Source organism: Streptomyces sp. NPDC085866 (assembly GCF_044541035.1).
In the GTDB taxonomy this organism is placed as follows: domain Bacteria; phylum Actinomycetota; class Actinomycetes; order Streptomycetales; family Streptomycetaceae; genus Streptomyces.
In genome coordinates this window covers 597354-617087 of record NZ_JBITSQ010000003.1, presented here as the reverse complement: position 1 = coordinate 617087, position 19734 = coordinate 597354, and the positions used below count along the sequence as shown (strand labels likewise).

Below are 19734 nucleotides of genomic sequence, written 5' to 3'. Positions count from 1 at the left end.
GTGATCAATGGGGCACATGTGGTGATCTACAGCCGTGACGCCGAAGCCGACCGGGCCTTCCTGCGGGACGTCCTCGGATGGCCGCACGTCGACGCGGGCCACGGTTGGCTGATCTTCCAGGCGCCGCCCACGGAGGTGGCCTGTCATCCGACGGAGGGCAGCCCGTCGCACGAGCTGATGCTGATGTGCGACGACCTCGACGCGACACGGGAGCAACTCGCCGAGAAAGGCGTGGAGTTCACGCAGTCGGTCGAGGAGGCTCGGTGGGGCCGGCTCACCGCGCTCCGGCTGCCGGGCGGCGGTCGGCTCGGGCTGTACGAGCCGCGCCATCCACGGCCGTAGCGCTGCGAGGGTACGGGGCGGGTGGTCGGTGCCGGCGTTCACGTCCGGATACCGGGAGTCGCCGGGGCGCGGTCGGGGCGGCTGTTGTCGGCTGTCGGACTGCCGGGCCTGCCGTGTGGAGGCGGTGCAGGCCCGGCAGCCCGGCGCGTCGTGCGGTTGCCGGCAGGTCGAAGCGGGTCAGGCCGACACCGTCTCCTGGTGTGACCCGCTGCGGCCCGCCCGTTCGCCCAGGAGTTCCGTCGGGACCGTGTGGGTCTCGCGGGCGGAGAGGGCTGCCAGGGTCGGAGGGACGCACAGAGCCGCGGTGAACAGGGCGACCGCCTGCCAGTCGTCGCCGCCGGGGCCGGCGATCTCGGCGGCGAAGGTGACCGCGAATCCCGCCACCGCGAAGCCGATCTGGGTGCCGATCGCCATGCCGGACAGCCGGACCCGGGTCGCGAACATCTCGCCGTAGAAGGCGGGCCACACGCCGTTCGCGGCGCTGTAGACGAGACCGAAGGCGATGATCCCGAGGGTCAGTGTGAGGGGGTAGGAGCCGGTGGAGATCGCCCACAGGTAGCCGGCCATCGCCGCCGCGCTGCCCACCGCGCCGATCAGGTAGACGGGGCGGCGCCCGATCCGGTCGGACAGCGTCGCCCACAGCGGGATCGCGGCCAGGGCGACCAGGTTGGCCAGGGCGCCCACCCACAGCATCGACGTGCGGGACATGCCGACCGCGTCGCTCGTGGCGTACGCGAGCGCCCACACCGTGAGGATCGTGCTCACCGAGGCGATCAGCGCGCCCGCGATCACCCGCAGCACATCCGCCCAGTGTTCCCGCATCAGCACCGCCAGCGGCAGTCGGACCACGCCCTCGGTCGCCGCCTGCCGGGCGAACGCCGGGGTCTCCTGGAGCCTGCGCCGGATGACGTAGCCGACGACGGCGACCGCCACGCTCAGCCAGAACGGCACCCGCCAGCCCCAGGACAGCAGTTGGTCCTCGGGGAGCTGGGCGATGGGGATGAAGACGAGGGTGGCGATGAGCTGGCCGCCCTGGGTGCCGCTGAGCGTGAAGCTGGTGAAGAAGCCCCGCCGGTCCGGTGGCGCGTGCTCCAGGCTCATCGAGCTGGCACTGGCCTGCTCACCGGCGGCCGATATGCCCTGCAGGACCCGGCACAGCACCAGCAGCACCGGAGCGAGGGTGCCGACCTGCGCGCGGGTCGGCAGACAGCCGATCAGGAACGTCGACAGACCCATCAGGATCAGCGTGAACACCATGATCTTCTTGCGCCCGAGCCGGTCCCCGACGTGCCCGAGGAACAGGGCGCCGATGGGCCGGGCCGCATAGGCCACCCCGAACGTGGCCAGCGACAGCAGGGTCGCGGTCGCCGGGTCGGAGGCGTCGAAGAACACCTTCGGGAAGATCAGCGCGGCGGCGCTGCCGTAGATGAAGAAGTCGTAGTACTCGAGCGCGCTGCCGATCCAGGCGGCGGTGGCGGCCTTCCTCGGCTGGCCGGGTGGGGCCTCGGCGGCGGGCGCGGGGGTGGGGACGGACACGGCGGTGCTCCTTCGGGGGAACTCCACCCTGCGGAGGGGCGGAGTGGGCGGCGGGGCGGAGGGCCGGATCTCGGCAGCTAATTAACCCACTGGATAGTTAGTTGTGGTGGGTGGGATGTTGCGCCCGCGTTTCCGCCGTGTCAAGAGGTCGTGCGTGAGCCGGTCGGTGCGCGTCGGTCCGCGTCAGTCGGTGGCTCGTTCCGCGGTGAGGTAGGCGATCACCATGTCGCCGAGCATGGTCCGGTAGTGCTCGCGCTGCGCCGGGTCCACCAGGTCGCGGCCGAACAGGGCGCCGAAGGTGTGCCGGTTGGCGACCCGGAAGAAGCAGAACGAGCTGATCATCGCGTGCAGGTCGACGGCGTCGACTTCGGCCGTGAACAGCCCGGAGTCCTGTCCGGCGGCCAGGATCCGGCGGATCACGTCCAGCACCGGGGAACCCATCCGCCCGAGCTTCTCGGAGGCCGCGATGTGCTCGGCTCCGTGGATGTTCTCGATGCTGACCAGGCGGATGAAGTCCGGGTGCTGCTCGTGGTGGTCGAAGGTCAGCTCGGCCAGGCGCCGGATCGCCGCGACCGGGTCCAGGTGCTCGACGTCCAGCCGCTGCTCGACCTCGCGGATCACGCCGTACGCACGCTCCAGCACGGCCGTGAACAGCTGCTCCTTGCCGCCGAAGTAGTAGTAGATCATCCGCTTGGTGGTGCGGGTGCGGGCCGCGATCTCGTCCACCCGGGCGCCGTCGTAGCCGGCCCGTGCGAACTCCTGCGTGGCCACGTCGAGGATCTCGGCCTGGGTGCGGAGGGCGTCACGCGTCCGCCCGCCGGGGTGTACCGGTTCTTCGACGCTGGTCATCGGGTTCCTTCGGGCATGGGGCCAGTGCCGGTGATTGTAGAAGCAGGGCCCGGAGCAGGACCCGCCGGACCGGCCCGGCCTTTCCGAAGCGGGCGGAGACTGATATAGCTAACGTACTAGTTCGTACATTAGTGAGTCGTACCAGGAGGTCCCCGTGGCCAAGGACGCGTATCTCGTCGGGCTGATCGGTTCCGGCATCGGCCCGTCGCTCAGTCCCGCGCTGCACGAACGCGAGGCCGATCGCCAAGGGCTGCGCTACCTCTACCGGCTCATCGACATCGACGCGCTCGGCATGCCGCCCGAGGCCGTGGGGGATCTCGTCCGGGCGGCCGGTGACCTGGGCTTCGACGGGCTCAACATCACCCACCCGTGCAAGCAGCTCGTCATCGAGCACCTCGACGCGCTCGCCCCGCAGGCCGAGGCGCTCGGCGCGGTCAACACGGTCGTCCTCGAGCCGGACGGGCGAGCGGTCGGGCACAACACGGACGTCACGGGCTTCGCCGCGTCCTTCGCGCGCGGCCTGCCCGACGCACCCCTGCGGGAGATCGTGCAGCTCGGCGCCGGCGGAGCGGGCGCGGCCGTCGCCCACGCCACCCTCACCCTCGGCGCCGAGCGGGTCACGGTCGTCGACGCGCTGCCGGAGCGCGCCGCCGCCCTCGCCGCGTCCCTGAACGGGCACTTCGGCGCCGGCCGGGCGGCTTCCGCGCCCCCGGAGCGCCTCGCGGACCTGCTGTCCCGCGCCGACGGCCTCGTCCACGCGACCCCCACCGGCATGGCCGCCCACCCCGGCCTGCCCCTGCCCGCGGACCTCCTGCACCCCGGGCTGTGGGTCGCCGAGGTCGTCTACCGCCCGCTGGAGACCGAACTGCTGCGCACGGCGCGGGCGGCCGGCTGCGCGGTGCTGGACGGGGGCGGGATGGCGGTCTTCCAGGCCGCTGACGCCTTCCGCCTGTTCACGGGCCGTGAGCCCGATACGGTCCGCATGCTGGCGGACATCACGGAACTGGCCGGCGCGGAGTACTCCGCGGGGCGGGCGGTCTGACGCGGGGCAGGCGCTATGACGCGGGTCAGGCGGCGTACAGGGGCGGGCCGCGGTCTGACGCGGGGCAGGCGCTATGACGCGGGTCAGGCGGCGTACAGGGGCGGGCCGTCCACGGCTGGTCGCGCCCACGCGGCCGAGCCGCGGGATGTCATGCGGTGGCGCCCACGCGGCCGAGGCGCCGGGTGCCACGCAGCCGGGGCAGGCCGGCCGGGCCACGGTGGCCGAGCACCCCGGCTCGACCGTGGACGCATACGAACACATACGAACACATACGGACGCGGTGGCTGCGGTCGGCGCCGGTACGCGCGTCGGACAGCCCCCGTACGTCGGTGAGCCGGAGGCAGGCCGTGTTCGCACCCCGTGAGGGCGCCCCGGGCAGCGGCTCGCCCCCGGTGAGAGCCCGCCAAGCAGCAGGTGTGCCCGCGGTGAGACCTCGGTGAGACCCGGCCCCGCCTCGGCCACCGGCCCCGCAGCCCCGGCCGATACTCACCACGGTGCGAGGCGTGCCCAGCGTCCCGGACCGTGACATCCCCGGGATGCCTGGAAGGCCGTACATGCCGAGCCCCGCCAGCAAGCCACTCCTCGTCCGCCATGCCCCACCGCCCATACCCACCACGGCCGTACGCACCGGCGCCGACCGCTACGAGCGCCCGGTGCTGGCGGCCCTCGCCGCGCTCACGGCCGTGTTGTGTCTGTGGGGGCTCGGCAACAGCGCCTACCACGCCTTCTACGCGGCCGCCGTACGCAGCATGACCGACAACCCGGTCGCCTTCTTCTACGGCTCCTTCGACCCGGCGAACTCCATCACCCTGGACAAGCTGCCCGGGTTCCTGTGGCCGCAGGCCCTCTCCGCGCTGCTGTTCGGATTCCACCCGTGGGCGCTGGTGCTGCCGCAGGCGCTGGAGACGGTGGCCTGCGTGCTGCTGCTCCACGTCCTGGTGCGCCGCTGGGCCGGGGTGCCGGCCGGGCTGCTCGCCGCCGCGTTCCTCGCGCTGACGCCGGTGACCGTGGGCCTGGGCCGTTCGGTCACCGAGGACGCGCCGTTCGTGCTGCTCCTGCTGCTGGCCGCCGAGGCCACCTGGCGGGCCACCGTGCACGCCCGGCCGCGCACCCTGCTGCTCGCCGCGTTCTGGGTGGGGCTCGCCTTCCAGTGCAAGATGCTGGAGGCGTGGGCGGTGCTGCCCGCCCTGGCCGTGACCTATGCCGTCGCCGCCCCCACCACGCTCCGCCGCCGCGTCGGCCATCTCGCCCTGGCCGCAGCGGTCATGGTCGTGGTGTCGCTGTCGTGGATGCTGGTGGCCGCGTTCACCCCGTCCGGGGCCCGCCCGTACCTCGACGGCACCACCGACGACTCGCCGTTCGGGATGGTCGTCGGCTACAACTTCCTGACACGCTTTCATGCCGTCGGCGTCGACGCGGCCGGCACCGGCAGCATCGTCGCGAGCCGGGCGGCCCACGGCGGCCACCGGCTGCCGCCCGGCATGGGCGACGGCGTCTGGAAGATGTTCGGCCCGGGCCTGGCCACCCAGACGGGCTGGCTGTACCCGCTCGCCGCGTTCGGCCTCGTCGGCGGGCTGCTCGCGCTGCGCGGGCGGGGCCTGCCGCGCACGGACCCGCTGTTCGCCGGGTTCCTGCTGTGGGGCGTGTGGCTGGCGACCTTCTTCCTGGTGTTCAGCTTCGGCAGCGTGACCGGCCACACCTACTACATGGGCGTGGTCGCGGTGGCCGTGTGCGCGCTCGCCGCGGCCGGGATCGCGCGGGCGCGACGCAGTCGTGTGCTGCCGGTGGTGCTGCTGGTCAATGTCTTCTGGTGCGCGGCCCTGACGCTGTGGTACCCGCGGTTCTTCGCCTGGTCGGCGGCGTACGCCGTGGCCCTGGGCCTGCTCGCGCTGCTCCTGGCCGGCGCGCGCCGGCCGGCCGCACTCGCCGTCGGCGTCTGTGCCGTCCTGCTGATCCCGGCCGTGTGGTCGGCCTCCGCGCTGTCCCTGCGCTACAACCAGCCCGGCGGCTTCGGCCGGGTCGGCCCCACCAGCACCCGCACCGGCTCCGTGCTGTCCACGCTCGGCCCCGAGCGGCAGCGGCTCCTCGCCTACCTGACCGCGCACCGCGACGGCGCCCGCTACCTGGCCGCGGTCCCCGGCTGGCAGGCCGCCGCGCCCTACGTCATCGCCGCCGACGCGCCCGTGCTGCCGATGGGCGGCTTCACCGGCCGCGTCCCGTACCCGGCACCGGCGGCCTTCCACCGCCTGATCGGCTCCGGGCGGCTGCGCTACGTCGTCCTGTCGCGCGCCGACCTGCGCCCCGGCGCCCGTACCGCACGCGTCCCGGCCGCGACCCTGGTGCGCTGGACCACCGCCCACTGCCGGCTCGTCCCGCCCGCCGCCTACGACCCCGGCGACCGGACCCGGCTGCTGTACGACTGCGGCCCGGGTCACTCGGGGTGACCCGGGCCGCGGAAAGTGGCTGCTACGGGCGTCGGTTCCACTCGGCGACGACCGGCCGTCCGTGCTCCGTGGAGAGCCGGCTGACCGTGCCGGTCGCCAGCTGGAACAGCCTGCCCTCGGCAGGCGGCAGACCCAGCCGGCGGGCGGCGAGCACCCGCAGGAAGTGGGCGTGCGCGACCAGGATCACGTCACCGGTGTCCGTGGCGAGCGCCTTCTCCACCCGGGCCAGCACCCGGTCGGCGCGCGCCCCGATCTGCTCGGGCGACTCGCCGGGGCGCCCTTCGGGGCCGGGCGGTACGCCGTCGGTCCACAGGTCCCAGTCGGGGCGGGTGCGATGGATGTCGACCGTGGTGACACCCTCGTAGCCGCCGTAGTCCCACTCGTGGAGATCCGGGTCGGGTACGGCCCCGGTCAGGCCGGCCAGTTCGGCGGTGCGTATCGCGCGGTCCAGCGGGCTGGTCAGCGCGAGGGCGTAGGTCCGTTCGGTGAGGAGCGGGGCGAGGGACTTGGCCTGTTCCTCACCGTGCGTGGTGAGGGGCAGGTCGGTCCAGCTGGTGTGCTGTCCCGACACGCTCCACTCCGTCTCGCCGTGGCGGACCAGCAGGAGGTCCCCCACGGCCGCTCAGCCCTTGGTCTCTACGGCGTGCCCGCCGAACTGGTTGCGCAGCGCGGCGATCATCTTCATCTGCGGGGAGTCGTCCTGCCGGGAGGCGAACCGGGCGAACAGCGAGGCGGTGATCGCGGGCAGCGGCACCGCGTTGTCGATGGCGGCCTCGACCGTCCAGCGGCCCTCGCCGGAGTCCTCCGCGTACCCGCGCAGCTTCTCCAGGTGCTCGTCCTCGTCCAGGGCGTTGACCGCGAGGTCCAGCAGCCAGGAACGGATGACGGTGCCCTCCTGCCAGGAGCGGAACACCTCGCGGACGTTCTCCACCGAGTGGACCTTCTCCAGCAGCTCCCAGCCCTCGGCGTAGGCCTGCATCATGGCGTACTCGATGCCGTTGTGGACCATCTTCGAGAAGTGCCCGGCGCCGACCCGGCCGGCGTGGACGTAGCCGTAGGGGCCCTCCGGCTTGAGCGCCTCGAAGATGGGCTTCAGGCGCTCCACGTGCTCCTTGTCGCCGCCGACCATGAGCGCGTAGCCGTTCTGCAGGCCCCACACACCGCCGGAGACACCCGCGTCGACGAAGCCGATGCCCTTGATGCCGAGTTCGGCGGCGTGCTTCTCGTCGTCCGTCCAGCGGGAGTTGCCGCCGTCCACGACCACGTCGCCGGGGAAGAGCAGGTCCTTGAGTTCGTCGATGACCGTCTGGGTGGCGGTGCCGGCCGGGACCATCACCCAGATGGTGCGCGGCGCGTCGAGCTGCTGGACCAGTTCCTCGAGGCTCTTGACGTCGGAGACCTCCGGGTTGCGGTCGTAGCCGAGGACGGTGTGGCCGGCGCGGCGGATCCGCTCGCGCATGTTGCCGCCCATCTTGCCGAGACCGATGAGACCGAGCTGCATGATCAGTTCACTTCCTGAGATTGCGGTAGGCGGCGACGAGGGCCGTGGTGGACGGGTCGAGACCGGGCACGTCCGCGCCGGTGGTCAGGGCGGGCTCGATGCGCTTGGCGAGGACCTTGCCCAGCTCCACGCCCCACTGGTCGAAGGAGTCGATGTTCCAGACGGCGCCCTGGACGAACACCTTGTGCTCGTAGAGCGCGACCAGCTGGCCGAGCACGGACGGGGTCAGCTCGCGCGCGAGGATCGTGGTGGTGGGGTGGTTGCCGCGGAAGGTGCGGTGCGCCACCTGCTCCTCCGGCACGCCCTCCGCGCGGACCTCCTCGGCCGTCTTGCCGAAGGCGAGGGCCTGGGTCTGGGCGAAGAAGTTGGCCATCAACAGGTCGTGCTGGGCCTTGAGTTCACCGCTCAGCTCGGCGACCGGCTCGGCGAAGCCGATGAAGTCCGCCGGGATCAGCTTGGTGCCCTGGTGGATGAGCTGGTAGTAGGCGTGCTGTCCGTTCGTGCCGGGCGTGCCCCACACGACCGGGCCGGTCTGCCACTCCACCGGGTCGCCGGCCCGGTCCACCGACTTGCCGTTGGACTCCATGTCCAGCTGCTGGAGATAGGCGGTGAACTTGGAGAGGTAGTGGCTGTACGGCAGCACCGCGTGCGACTGGGCGTCGTGGAAGTTGCCGTACCAGATGCCCAGCAGGCCCAGGAGCAGGGGCGCGTTGGACTCGGCGGGCGCGGTGCGGAAGTGGTCGTCGACCAGGCGGAAGCCGTCGAGCATCTCCCGGAACCGGTCGGGCCCGATGGCGATCATCAGGGACAGGCCGATCGCGGAGTCGTAGGAGTAGCGGCCGCCGACCCAGTCCCAGAACTCGAACATGTTGGCCGTGTCGATGCCGAACTCGGCAACCTTCTCGGCGTTCGTGGACAGGGCCACGAAGTGCTTTGCGACCGCCTTCTCTTCGCCGTCAAAGGCCTTCAGCAGCCAGGAGCGGGCCGAGGTGGCGTTGGTGATCGTCTCGATCGTGGTGAACGTCTTGGACGCGACGATGAACAGGGTCTCCGCCGGGTCCAGGTCGCGGGTGGCCTCGTGCAGGTCGGCGCCGTCCACGTTCGACACGAACCGGAACGTCAACTCCCGTGCCGTGAAGGCGCGCAGGGACTCGTAAGCCATCGCCGGGCCGAGGTCGGACCCGCCGATGCCGACGTTGACGACGTTGCGGATCCGCTTGCCGGTGTGGCCGGTCCACTCGCCCGAGCGGACCCGCTCGGCGAACCCGGCCATCTTGTCCAGGACGGCGTGCACACGCGGTACGACGTTCTCGCCGTCGACCTCGACCACCGCGTCCCGCGGGGCGCGCAGCGCGGTGTGCAGGACGGCCCGCCGCTCGGTGATGTTGATCCTCTCGCCGCGGAACGTGGCGTCCCGCAGCGCGAATACGCCGGTTGCGGTGGCGAGTTCCTGGAGGAGCGCCAGGGTCTCGTCGGTGATCAGGTGCTTGCTGTAGTCGATGTGCAGATCGCCCACCCGGACGACGTACCGCTCGGCGCGGCCGGGGTCCGTCGCGAACAGCTCACGCAGGTGCGGCTGCCCCTCGGCGCGGTGGTCGGCGAGGGCCGTCCATTCCGGCCGGCGGGTGAGCTTGGGGAAGTCTGACGGTGCGTCGGACATCTCAGGCGTTCTCCTTGGCGGCCACGCCCTTGAGGGCGATGGCGTACATCTCGTCGGCGTCGAGGCGGCGCAGCTCCTCGGCGATGAGTTCGGAGGTGCCACGGACCTTCAGAGCGAGGGTGCGCGGCGGCTGGCCGGGCAGGGTGAGCGTCGCGAGGGGGCCTTCGGGCCGGTCGATGACGATCTCGCCGTTCGCGGTGCCGAGGCGTACGGCCGTGACGACCGGGCCCGCGGTGACCACGCGGTCCACCCGGACGTGCAGGCGGGCCTCCAGCCAGCGGGCGAGGAGTTCGGCGCTGGGGTTGTCCGCCTCGGCCTCCACGGCCGCCGACGTGACCTTCTCGCGGGCCTGGTCCAGGGCCGCGGCCAGCATGGACCGCCACAGCGTGAGCCGGGTCCAGGCGAGGTCGGTGTCGCCGGGCGCGTAGTTGCCGGCCCGGGTCTCCAGGACCTCCATCGGCCGTTCGACCGCGTACAGGTCGGTGATCCGGCGCTGGGCGAGCGCGCCGAGCGGGTCCTTGGACGGGGTGTCCGGAGCGTCCACCGGCCACCACACGACCACCGGGGCGTCCGGCAGCAGCAGCGGCAGGACCACGGAGCCGGCGTGGTCGGACACTTCGCCGTAGGTCCGCAGCACGACGGTCTCGCCGGTGCCGGCCTCCGAGCCGACCCGGACCTCGGCGTCCAGCCGCGAGGCGGTGCGGTCGCGCAGGGTGCGGGCGTGCCGCTTGATGACGACCAGGGTGCGCGAGGGGTGCTCGTGCGAGGCTTCCTCGGCGGCCTTGATCGAGTCGTAGGCGTTCTCCTCGTCCGTGACGATGACCATCGTCAGGACCATGCCCACGGCAGGGGTGCCGATGGCGCGGCGGCCCTGCACCAGCGCCTTGTTGATCTTGCTTGCCGTGGTGTCGGTCAGGTCGATCTTCATGGCCTGCGCCAGCTCCGTCCGTCTCGTGCGAGCATCTCGTCGGCTTCCCTCGGTCCCCAGCTGCCCGATGCGTACTGCGCCGGCCTGCCGTGCGCCGCCCAGTACTCCTCGATCGGGTCGAGGATCTTCCAGGACTCTTCCACTTCCTGGTGACGGGGGAACAAATTGGCGTCGCCGAGCAGTACGTCCAGGATGAGCCGCTCGTACGCCTCCGGGCTCGACTCGGTGAACGACTCGCCGTAGGCGAAGTCCATGGACACGTCCCGGATCTCCATCGAGGTGCCCGGCACCTTCGAGCCGAACCGGACGGTCATGCCCTCGTCGGGCTGGACGCGGATGACGATCGCGTTCTGGCCCAGCTCCTCGGTGGCGGTGGAGTCGAACGGGGAGTGCGGGGCCCGCTTGAAGACCACCGCGATCTCGGTGACCCGGCGGCCGAGCCGCTTGCCGGTGCGCAGGTAGAACGGGACGCCCGCCCAGCGGCGGTTGTCGATGCCCAGCTTGATCGCGGCGAAGGTGTCGGTCTTCGACTTGGGGTCGATGCCGTCCTCCTCCAGGTAGCCGACGACCTTCTCGCCGCCCTGCCAGCCGGCCGCGTACTGGCCGCGCACGGTGTGCTTGCCCAGCTCCTGCGGCAGCCGCACCGACTTGAGCACCTTCAGCTTCTCGGTGAGCAGCGCCTCCGCGTCGAACGCGATGGGCTCCTCCATGGCGGTGAGTGCCATCAACTGCAGGAGGTGGTTCTGGATGACGTCACGGGCCGAGCCGATGCCGTCGTAGTAGCCCGCGCGGCCGCCGATGCCGATGTCCTCGGCCATGGTGATCTGCACGTGGTCGACGTAACTGCGGTTCCAGATCGGCTCGTACATCTGGTTGGCGAAGCGGAGCGCCAGGATGTTCTGGACGGTCTCCTTGCCCAGGTAGTGGTCGATCCGGAAGACCTGGTCGGGCTCGAACACGTCGTGCACGACCGCGTTCAGCTCCTGGGCCGACTTCAGGTCGTGGCCGAACGGCTTCTCGATGACCGCCCGGCGCCAGGAGCCCTGCGGCGGGTTGGCCAGGCCGTGCTTCTTCAGCTGCTGCACGACCTTGGGGAAGAACTTCGGCGGCACGGAGAGGTAGAAGGCGAAGTTGCCGCCGGTGCCGCGGGAGGCGTCCAGCTCCTCGACGGCCTGCTTCAGCTGCTTGAAGGCGGTGTCGTCGTCGAAGTCGCCGGGGATGAACCGCATGCCCTCGGCGAGCTGTTGCCACACCTCCTCGCGGAACGGGGTGCGGGAGTGCTCGCGCACCGCGTCATGGACGACCTGTGCGAAGTCCTGGTCCTCCCAGTCGCGGCGGGCGAAGCCGACGAGGGAGAAGCCCGGCGGCAGCAGGCCGCGGTTGGCCAGGTCGTACACGGCCGGCATCAGCTTCTTGCGGGACAGGTCGCCGGTCACACCGAAGATGACCAGACCGGAGGGGCCCGCGATCCGCGGGAGCCGGCGGTCGCGGGCGTCGCGCAGCGGGTTGTCCCAGTCGGTGGCCGGGGCGTCCGGGACGCCGACCAGCGCGGCGGGAGGCGTCTCGGGCTCCGGAGCATTGGTCGTCATTACGCGTCAACTCCCTTGCTGTCCAGGGACTTGGTGACGGCGTCCAGCAGCTCCTGCCAGGCCGTCTCGAACTTGGCGACGCCTTCGTCCTCCAGCTGCTGGACGACCTCGTCGTAGGAGATGCCGAGCCGCTCCACGGCGGCGAGGTCGGCGCGGGCCTGCGCGTAGCCGCCGGTCACCGTGTCACCGGTGATCTCGCCGTGGTCGGCGGTGGCCTTCAGGGTGGCCTCCGGCATCGTGTTCACGGTACCGGGCGCGACCAACTCGTCCACGTACAGCGTGTCCTTGTACGCGGGATCCTTCACGCCGGTGGAGGCCCACAGCGGGCGCTGCTTGTTCGCCTTGTCCGCCGCGAGCGCCTGCCAGCCCTCGGAGGCGAAGACTTCCTCGTACGCCTCGTAGGCGAGCCGCGCGTTGGCGAGCGCCGCCCGGCCCTTGAGCGCGAGGGCCTCGTCGGTGCCGAGGGCGGTCAGCCGCTTGTCGATCTCGCTGTCCACGCGGGAGACGAAGAAGGAAGCCACCGAGTGGATCCGCGACAGGTCCAGGCCCCGCTCGCGGGCCTTCGCCAGGCCGGCCAGGTAGGCGGCCATGACCTCGCGGTAGCGCTCCAGGGAGAAGATCAGCGTCACGTTCACACTGATGCCGAGGCCGATGACCTCGGTGATGGCCGGAAGGCCCGCCTCGGTCGCCGGGATCTTGATCATCACGTTGGGGCGGTCGACCAGCCAGGCCAGCTGCCTGGCCTCGGCGACCGTCGCCATGGTGTGGTGCGCGAGGCGGGGGTCGACCTCGATGGAGACCCGGCCGTCGCGGCCACCGGTGGCGTCGTACACCGGACGCAGGATGTCGGCGGCCGCGCGCACATCGGCGGTCGTCATCATCCGCACGGCTTCTTCGACCGTGACACTCCGTACGGCGAGGTCGGTCAGCTGCTCCTCGTAGCCCTCGCCGGAGCCTATGGCCGCCTGGAAGATCGACGGGTTGGTGGTGACGCCGACGACGCCACCGCTCTTCACCAGCTCGGCCAGGCCGCCCGACGTGATCCGCTTGCGCGACAGGTCGTCCAGCCAGATCGACACGTCCTCGTCGGCGAGGCGCTCGAGGGCTCCCGGGGTCGCGATTGCTTCGGTCACAGTGATCATCTTTCTAGTCGCGTCGGTATCAGGCGCGCGCGGCGGCCAGCGATTCGCGGGCAGCGGCGGCGACGTTCTCGGGGGTGAAGCCGAACTCGGCGAACAGTGTGGTCGCATCGGCGGAGGCACCGAAATGTTCCAGTGAGACAATCCGACCTGCGTCGCCCACGAACCGGTACCACGTCAGACCGATACCGGCCTCGACGGCGACACGGGCCTTCACGGCCGGCGGCAGCACGCTCTCGCGGTAGGCGCGCGGCTGCTCCTCGAACCACTCCACGGACGGCATCGACACCACCCGCGTGCCGATCCCCTCGGCCTCCAGCCGCTCCCGCGCGGCGACGGCCAGCTGCACCTCGGATCCCGTAGCGATGATGATCACCTCCGGGGTCTCGGTCGAGGACTCGCGCAGCACATAGCCGCCCTTGGCCGCGTCCTCGTGGGGCGCGTACACCGGCACGCCCTGGCGGGTGAGTGCGAGCCCGTGCGGTGCCGGGGCGGTGGCGTGCCTCTTCAGGATCTCGGCCCAGACGACCGCGGTCTCGTTGGCGTCCGCCGGGCGGACGACGTTCAGGCCCGGGATCGCGCGCAGCGAGGCCAGGTGTTCGACCGGCTGGTGGGTGGGCCCGTCCTCGCCGAGGCCGACGGAGTCGTGCGTCCACACGTACGTCACGGGCAGCTGCATCAGCGCCGACATCCGGACGGCGTTGCGCATGTAGTCGGAGAAGACCAGGAAGGTGCCGCCGTAGACGCGGGTGTTGCCGTGCAGGGCGATGCCGTTCATCTCCGCGGCCATCGAGAACTCGCGGATGCCGAAGTGGACGGTTCGGCCGTACGGGTCCGCCTCGGGCAGCGGGTTGCCCTTGGGCAGGAAGGAGCTGGTCCTGTCGATGGTGGTGTTGTTCGAGCCGGCCAGGTCGGCGGAGCCGCCCCACAGCTCGGGGAGGACCGGGCCGAGCGCCTGCAGCACCTTGCCGGAGGCGGCACGGGTGGCGACGGACTTGCCCTCCTCGAAGACCGGCAGGGCGTCCTGCCAGCCCTCGGGCAGCTCACCCTTGCTGATCCGGTCGAACAGCTGGGCCCGCTCCGGGTCGGCCGTGCGCCACTCGGCGATCCGCTTGTCCCAGGCCGCGTGCGCCTCGGCGCCTCGGTCCAGGGCTCGGCGGGTGTGATTCAGGACCTCGTCGGTGACCTCGAAGGACTGCTCCGGGTCGAAACCGAGGACGCGCTTGGTGGCCGCGATCTCGTCCGCGCCGAGCGCGGAGCCGTGGGAGGCCTCGGTGTTCTGCGCGTTCGGGGCCGGCCAGGCGATGATCGTGCGCATCGCGATGATCGAGGGCCGCTCGGTCTCGGCCTGCGCGGTCTTCAGCGCCGCGTACAGGGCGGGCACGTCCACGTCGCCGTCGGCGGTGGGCTCGATGCGCTGGGTGTGCCAGCCGTAGGCCTCGTACCGCTTCAGCACGTCCTCGGAGAAGGCGGTCGCGGTGTCGCCCTCGATGGAGATGTGGTTGTCGTCGTAGAGGAAGACCAGGTTGCCGAGCTTCTGGTGGCCCGCCAGGGAGGAGGCCTCGGCGGAGACGCCCTCCTCCAGGTCGCCGTCGGAGACGATCGCCCAGACGGTGTGGTCGAAGGGGGAGGTGCCCTCGGGGGCCTCGGGGTCGAACAGGCCGCGCTCGTAGCGGGCGGCCATCGCCATGCCGACGGCGTTGGCGACGCCCTGGCCGAGCGGGCCGGTGGTGGTCTCGACGCCGGCGGTGTGCCCGTACTCCGGGTGGCCGGGCGTCTTCGAGCCGTGGGTGCGGAACGCCTTCAGGTCGTCCAGTTCCAGCTCGTACCCGGCGAGGAAGAGCTGGGTGTAGAGGGTCAGCGAGGTGTGGCCGGGGGACAGCACGAAGCGGTCACGGCCGGTCCACTCCGGGTCGGCCGGGTCATGTCGCATCACCTTCTGAAAGATCGTGTACGCGGCAGGGGCCAGGCTCATTGCGGTTCCCGGGTGGCCGTTGCCGACCTTCTGCACCGCGTCAGCCGCGAGAAGTCGGGCGGTGTCCACGGCACGCCGGTCGAGGTCGGTCCACTCGAAGCCGTCGGATGTCTGCGTGCTCATCTTCAAGAAGTCCTCGTTCAGTGCGGGATCGCTGGCTGGACGCGTTCAAAACTAAAAGTCTGACTTTTTAGAGGGAAGGGAGAGGTGTGTCAGCCTGTGGTGAATCTGGGACAGCGAACGGGCGACAGGGCGGCACGATCAAGACATGGCGGACAGAACGCATCAAGGCGACGGTGAGGGCATCAGGACCTTCCCCTTCCCGACCGAGCTGGCCGTCGGCGGTGTCGGCATGCAGGTCGGCCCCATGGGGACCGACCACAGTTGGCACGTCGACGCGCCGCTGCATCGCGTCCACCGCATCGACTTCCACGTCGTCATGCTCTTCACCGGGGGCCCCGTACGGCACATGATCGACTTCGCCGAGTACGAGGCGTCGGCCGGCGACCTGCTGTGGATCCGCCCCGGACAGGTCCACCGGTTCTCCCGGACCAGTGAGTACCGCGGCACCGTCCTGACCATGCAGCCCGGCTTCCTGCCCCGCGCCACCGTCGAGGCCACCGGCCTCTACCGCTACGACCTGCCCCCGCTGCTGCACCCCGACCCGGCACGGCTGGCCGCCCTGCAAGCGGCCCTCGACCAGCTGCGCCGCGAGTACGAGGACACCGCGACGCTCCCGCTGAGCCTGCACACGGCCGTGCTCCGGCACACGCTGACCGCGTTCCTGCTGCGTCTGGCCCATCTCGCGGCCAGTTCGGCGGAGTCGTCCCGGGAGCAGGCGGACACCACCTTCACCCTCTTCCGGGACGCGGTGGAGCAGGGCTTCGCGACCAACCACAGCGTCAGCGCGTACGCCGACGCGCTCGGTTACTCCCGCCGCACCCTCGTCCGCGCGGTCCGCGCGGCCACCGGTGAGACGCCGAAGGGGTTCATCGACAAGCGGGTGGTCCTGGAGGCCAAGCGCCTGCTCGCCCACACGGACATGCCGATAGGCCGCGTCGGGGCGGCCGTGGGCTTCCCCGACGCGGCGAACTTCTCCAAGTTCTTCCATCTGCACACCGGCGTCCCGCCGGCGGCGTTCCGGGCGGAGCTGCGGTAGCGCCTCGGCGTTACTTGGACTCGACCCGTCCGAGCGGGCTCGGGCCGGCCGCCAGCGCTTCACACGCCGCCTGCCAGGCGGGGTCCCCGGGGTTGAGCCGGCTGCGGAGGTAGGCCCAGGTGAGCCGCTGGATCGCGGCCACGCGCCCGGGGTTCTCGTCCGTGGTCTCGGCGACGTCGTATCCGGAGACACCGCCGAGGCCGTGTTCCGCGTCGAACAGGGTGAGCAGGGACTTGGGGCCCGGGGAGAGGAAGTACGGATCGGCGTGCCAGTCCGGGCCCCGGACCGTGAGGTGGGCGGAGTCGTCCTTGTCGCCGGCGACCACGAGCGTGGGCGTCGTCATCCCGGAGAAGTCCGTGGTCGAGAAGAAGGGCCAGTTCTCGGCCACGAAATCGGTGAGGGCATCGCCCCCTCGGCCGGGTGCGGCGAGCAGCACCCCCGCCGTGATCCGGGGCTCGGCCAGGTTCACTTCCTTTCCGTCGTCCGGATCGGTGAGCCGGGCGCCCAGCAGCAGGCTCGCGGTGTGCCCGCCCATCGAGTGCCCGGCCACGGCGACCTTGTTTCGGTCCAAGCGCCCGAGGAGCTGCGGGACGGCGGCCTCGATCGCGTCGAGCCGGTCGAGGATGCGCGTCATGTCCTCGGCGCGTGATCGCCAGTACAGAGGGGCCCCGGGGGTGTCGGGATCCAGTGTCAGGGTCCGTGAGCTCAGGTGGGTGGGCTGGATCACGACGAACCCGTGCGCCGCCCAGAAGTTGACGAGGGGCGCGTAGCCGTTCAGCGAGGACAGGTGGTTCGAGTAGCCCTGGCCGTGCGAGAGAAGGATGACCGGCAGGTCGTTTCCGGTCACCGGCGCGGAGACGCGCACCTGGAGGTCCACGGCGCGGTCGGGGGCCGGCAGCGCCACCGGACTGACCGAGAGGACGGGGGTGGGCGAGCCGGGACTGCCGGCTGTGGAGGTCGATGCACTCACGATGTGTGTGTCCCTTCGATTGCCTCTGCTGCCGGTCTCGTTCGTCCGGCGGGGGGAGGCGGTCGGGAGCGTCCGGTTTCAGCTACCCTGAAACCGGAACGTCGTTCCGATTAATATACGGAACAGTGTTCCGGTTAGGCAAGGATCATCGGGAGGAGAGCGTGGTGCCCACTGCAGGCCAGTCCGGGGAGGTGCCGGCCCGAAGCAGGCGGGCCGACGCGCAGCGCAATCAGCAGACGCTGCTTGCCGCCGCCGCCGCGGTGTTCGTCACCTCCGGCGTCGATGCGCCGATCCGTGAGATCGCGGCCAGGGCGGGGGTCGGGGTGGGGACCATCTACCGCCACTTCCCGACGCGGGCGGACCTCGTCGTCGCCGTCTACCGCCACCAGGTCGAGGCCTGCGCCGAGGCCGGCCCGAGCCTGCTGGTCAGCGCCGACTCCCCGTTCGCGGCACTCCGTCAGTGGGTCGACCTCTTCGTCGACTTCCTGGTCACGAAGCACGGACTCGCCAACGCGATGCAGTCGGACAGCAGCGGCTTCGAGGCGCTGCACTCCTACTTCCTCGACCGACTGGTGCCTGTCTGCGCGCAGTTGCTCGACGCCGCGGTCGACGCCGACGAGATCAGGCCCGGTACGCACCCCTACGAACTGATGCGCGGCATCGGCAACCTCTGCATCGGCCGCGACAGCGACCCCCGCTACGACCCCCGCCGACTGGTCGAACTGCTCCTTCGGGGGCTACGGCGACCGCAGTCGGCCTGACGGCGACGGTGGTCGGCCGGCGAGTACCGGTCGGCCGACGTCGGCCGGCCGGCCGGGCCTGAAACGTGCGGTGAACTCCGCGAAGTCCCTCCGCAGGTAGCGCGGATCGGCCGGCTTCAGACGGATCTGCTGCCGGCTGTCCGCCCACCAGGTCTCGAAATCAGGGCCCCTCCGGATCCGCTCCCACTTCGCATCCGTCACCACACGCCCCATCCTCGCAGCCCCGCCGTGCGTGCATCGGCCCGGTCCGGGAGGGAGTGTGAACTCGCTCCCGGACCGGGCTGGATGCGCCGGCCGCGGCGGTCCCGCTCGCGGGGCGGCGTCGGCACCCCTGTCAGTGGCCGAAGTCGAACCAGTTCACGTTCACGAAGTCGGACGGCTGGCCGCTGGTGAAGGTGAGATAGACGTCGTGCGTGCCGGTCACCGAGGTGATGTTCGCCGGGATCGTCTTCCAGCTCTGCCAGCCCCCGGTGTTGGACAGGGCGAAGCTGCCGACGGGTGCGTTGCTGCGGCTGTCGAGGCGCACCTCGACCAGGCCGCTCACCCCGGACCCGGCGCCGCTCGCCACCCGCCCGTAGAACTGGGTGGCCGCAGTGGAGCCGAAGTCGACGCCCTTGTAGAGGGCCCAGTCGCCGTTCGCGAGGGAGCCGATGTCCTGTCCGCCGCCGGTGTCCGTGGTGGTCTCGGTGCTCACGCCGGACTGGCTGTCGTCGGACTCGGCCTGGATCGCGCTGTAGGCGTCCCGGTTGCCGGAGGGCGGGGGAGTGGTGCCGCCGCCGCCCGTGGACTGGAGCACCTGTACGTAGTCCACGGTCATCGGGTGGTTCGGCTCGGTGCCACTGTCCGGGCCGCCGCCGAAGGCGGCCGGGAAGCCGCCGCCCATCGCCACGTTCAGGATGACGAAGAAGCCGTGGTTGGTGGCGTTGGCCCAGGTCGTCGCGTCGACCTGGTTGGCCTTGACCGTGTGGAAGTTGACGCCGTCGAGGTAGAAGCGGATCTCCTCGGGGCTGGTCGAGCGGTCCCACTCCATCGCGTAGGTGTGGAAGCCCGCCTGGCAGGTGCTGCCGGTGCAGGGGGTGGAATTGCCGATACCGGAGGTCTCGTTGCAGGGGCCGCCCGGGTTGGTGCCGCAGTGCATCGTGGCCCAGTCGGTGTTCAGGCCCTGGACGTTCTCCATGATGTCCAGCTCGCCGACGCTCGGCCAGTTCTGGTAGTTGCCGCGGTAGGGCGCGCCCAGCATCCAGAACGCCGGCCAGTAGCCCTTGGCGGCCGCGCCGGTGACGTTGGGCATCTGGATACGGGCCTGCACGCGCAGCTTGCCGCCTGCCGGTGGCTGGAAGTCGGTGCGGGTCGTCTCGATGCGCCCGGAGGTCCAGTTGCCGGACGCGTCGCGGCGCGGGGTGATGAGCAGGTTGCCATTGCCGTCCAGCGCGACGTTGTTGGTGCTGGAGGTCATTGTCTCGACCTCGCCGGTGCCCCAGTTCGCGGCGCCGCCGGGATACGAAGTGCCGGTGTCGTACTGCCAGTTGGAGGTGTTGACGCCGGAGCCGGCCGAGCCGTTGAAGTCGTCGAGGAAGACCTGCGTCCAGCCCGACGGGGGAGTCGGGGCCGAGGCGCTGGCGGGTGCGGTGGCCGCCGTCGCCACGGCGGCGGCCAGACCGAGCGTGGCGACCGCGGCGACGAGCGCGCGGCGGAAGGCGCGGGGTCTGGGTATGCCGGAGGATTCGCTCATGAGGGAGGGCCTCTCGGGTACGGAGGGGAGTGCGGGAGCCCCGTGAGAGCGCTCCCATGATGAATTGAGAGCGCTCTCAAGGTGCCGCCAATGTGCTCCCCGGCCCT

General features: G+C 71.2%; 16 protein-coding genes. 5 read left to right on the top strand and 11 right to left on the bottom strand.

Annotated features, from left to right (window positions below):
- Positions 1–342 carry a VOC family protein gene (locus ACIF83_RS09550; RefSeq protein ID WP_399725002.1) on the top strand — a complete coding sequence of 114 codons (342 nt, stop codon included), beginning with the start codon at positions 1–3 and terminating at the stop codon, positions 340–342.
- Between the two features lie 177 nt (positions 343–519).
- Here ACIF83_RS09550 and ACIF83_RS09545 read toward each other — a convergent pair whose 3' ends face one another.
- Both ACIF83_RS09545 and ACIF83_RS09540 read right to left on the bottom strand, forming a co-directional pair.
- Entirely contained in the window at positions 520–1878 is a 1359-nt protein-coding gene (locus tag ACIF83_RS09545) for an MFS transporter (RefSeq protein WP_399724999.1), read from the bottom strand.
- 183 nt (positions 1879–2061) lie between these two features.
- A complete protein-coding gene (locus ACIF83_RS09540) occupies positions 2062–2727 on the bottom strand; it encodes a TetR/AcrR family transcriptional regulator (RefSeq protein ID WP_399724996.1) in 666 nt (221 codons plus the stop codon).
- 154 nt (positions 2728–2881) lie between these two features.
- Here ACIF83_RS09540 and ACIF83_RS09535 point away from each other — a divergent pair, with 154 nt between their 5' ends.
- Positions 2882–3769: a shikimate dehydrogenase gene (locus tag ACIF83_RS09535; protein WP_399724993.1), complete on the top strand. Its 888-nt coding sequence runs from the start codon at positions 2882–2884 to the stop codon at positions 3767–3769.
- A gap of 554 nt (positions 3770–4323) precedes the next feature.
- The gene (locus ACIF83_RS09530; protein WP_399724990.1) at positions 4324–6213 is read left to right on the top strand and encodes an ArnT family glycosyltransferase; all 1890 of its coding nucleotides are present in this window, start codon (positions 4324–4326) and stop codon (positions 6211–6213) included.
- A gap of 22 nt (positions 6214–6235) precedes the next feature.
- Here ACIF83_RS09530 and ACIF83_RS09525 read toward each other — a convergent pair whose 3' ends face one another.
- Genes ACIF83_RS09525 through tkt form a run of 7 tightly spaced genes read right to left on the bottom strand, consistent with a single transcriptional unit; the run spans position 6236 to position 15128 of the window.
- A complete protein-coding gene (locus ACIF83_RS09525) occupies positions 6236–6829 on the bottom strand; it encodes a histidine phosphatase family protein (protein ID WP_393469956.1) in 594 nt (197 codons plus the stop codon).
- Between the two features lie 6 nt (positions 6830–6835).
- Positions 6836–7714, bottom strand: a complete 879-nt coding sequence (gnd, locus tag ACIF83_RS09520; protein WP_398140394.1) for a phosphogluconate dehydrogenase (NAD(+)-dependent, decarboxylating) — start codon at positions 7712–7714, stop codon at positions 6836–6838.
- A 7-nt stretch (positions 7715–7721) separates the two neighbouring features.
- Positions 7722–9374 (bottom strand): glucose-6-phosphate isomerase, encoded by a 1653-nt coding sequence (gene pgi / locus ACIF83_RS09515; protein WP_399724986.1) that lies wholly within the window; start codon positions 9372–9374, stop codon positions 7722–7724.
- A 1-nt stretch (position 9375) separates the two neighbouring features.
- Positions 9376–10302 (bottom strand): glucose-6-phosphate dehydrogenase assembly protein OpcA, encoded by a 927-nt coding sequence (opcA, locus tag ACIF83_RS09510; RefSeq protein WP_399724983.1) that lies wholly within the window; start codon positions 10300–10302, stop codon positions 9376–9378.
- Positions 10299–11891, bottom strand: coding sequence for a glucose-6-phosphate dehydrogenase (gene zwf, locus ACIF83_RS09505; RefSeq protein ID WP_399724980.1), 1593 nt, complete (start codon positions 11889–11891; stop codon positions 10299–10301). Before zwf ends, opcA begins: the two co-directional genes overlap by 4 nt.
- Positions 11891–13033, bottom strand: coding sequence for a transaldolase (tal, locus tag ACIF83_RS09500; RefSeq protein WP_399724977.1), 1143 nt, complete (start codon positions 13031–13033; stop codon positions 11891–11893). The genes zwf and tal overlap by 1 nt, the downstream gene beginning before the upstream one ends.
- A gap of 19 nt (positions 13034–13052) precedes the next feature.
- Entirely contained in the window at positions 13053–15128 is a 2076-nt protein-coding gene (gene tkt / locus ACIF83_RS09495; protein ID WP_393469974.1) for a transketolase, read from the bottom strand.
- Between the two features lie 145 nt (positions 15129–15273).
- On the opposite strand from tkt, the gene ACIF83_RS09490 reads away from it, so the two are divergent.
- Positions 15274–16164 (top strand): helix-turn-helix domain-containing protein, encoded by an 891-nt coding sequence (locus ACIF83_RS09490; protein ID WP_393469976.1) that lies wholly within the window; start codon positions 15274–15276, stop codon positions 16162–16164.
- 10 nt (positions 16165–16174) lie between these two features.
- On the opposite strand, the gene ACIF83_RS09485 is transcribed toward ACIF83_RS09490, so the two are convergent.
- Positions 16175–17134: an alpha/beta hydrolase family protein gene (locus ACIF83_RS09485; RefSeq protein ID WP_399724973.1), complete on the bottom strand. Its 960-nt coding sequence runs from the start codon at positions 17132–17134 to the stop codon at positions 16175–16177.
- 164 nt (positions 17135–17298) lie between these two features.
- Here ACIF83_RS09485 and ACIF83_RS09480 point away from each other — a divergent pair, with 164 nt between their 5' ends.
- Entirely contained in the window at positions 17299–17895 is a 597-nt protein-coding gene (locus ACIF83_RS09480) for a TetR/AcrR family transcriptional regulator (RefSeq protein WP_393469982.1), read from the top strand.
- A gap of 334 nt (positions 17896–18229) precedes the next feature.
- Here ACIF83_RS09480 and ACIF83_RS09475 read toward each other — a convergent pair whose 3' ends face one another.
- Positions 18230–19627 (bottom strand): glycoside hydrolase family 16 protein, encoded by a 1398-nt coding sequence (locus ACIF83_RS09475; RefSeq protein WP_399724970.1) that lies wholly within the window; start codon positions 19625–19627, stop codon positions 18230–18232.
- Between the last annotated feature and the right edge of the window lie 107 nt (positions 19628–19734).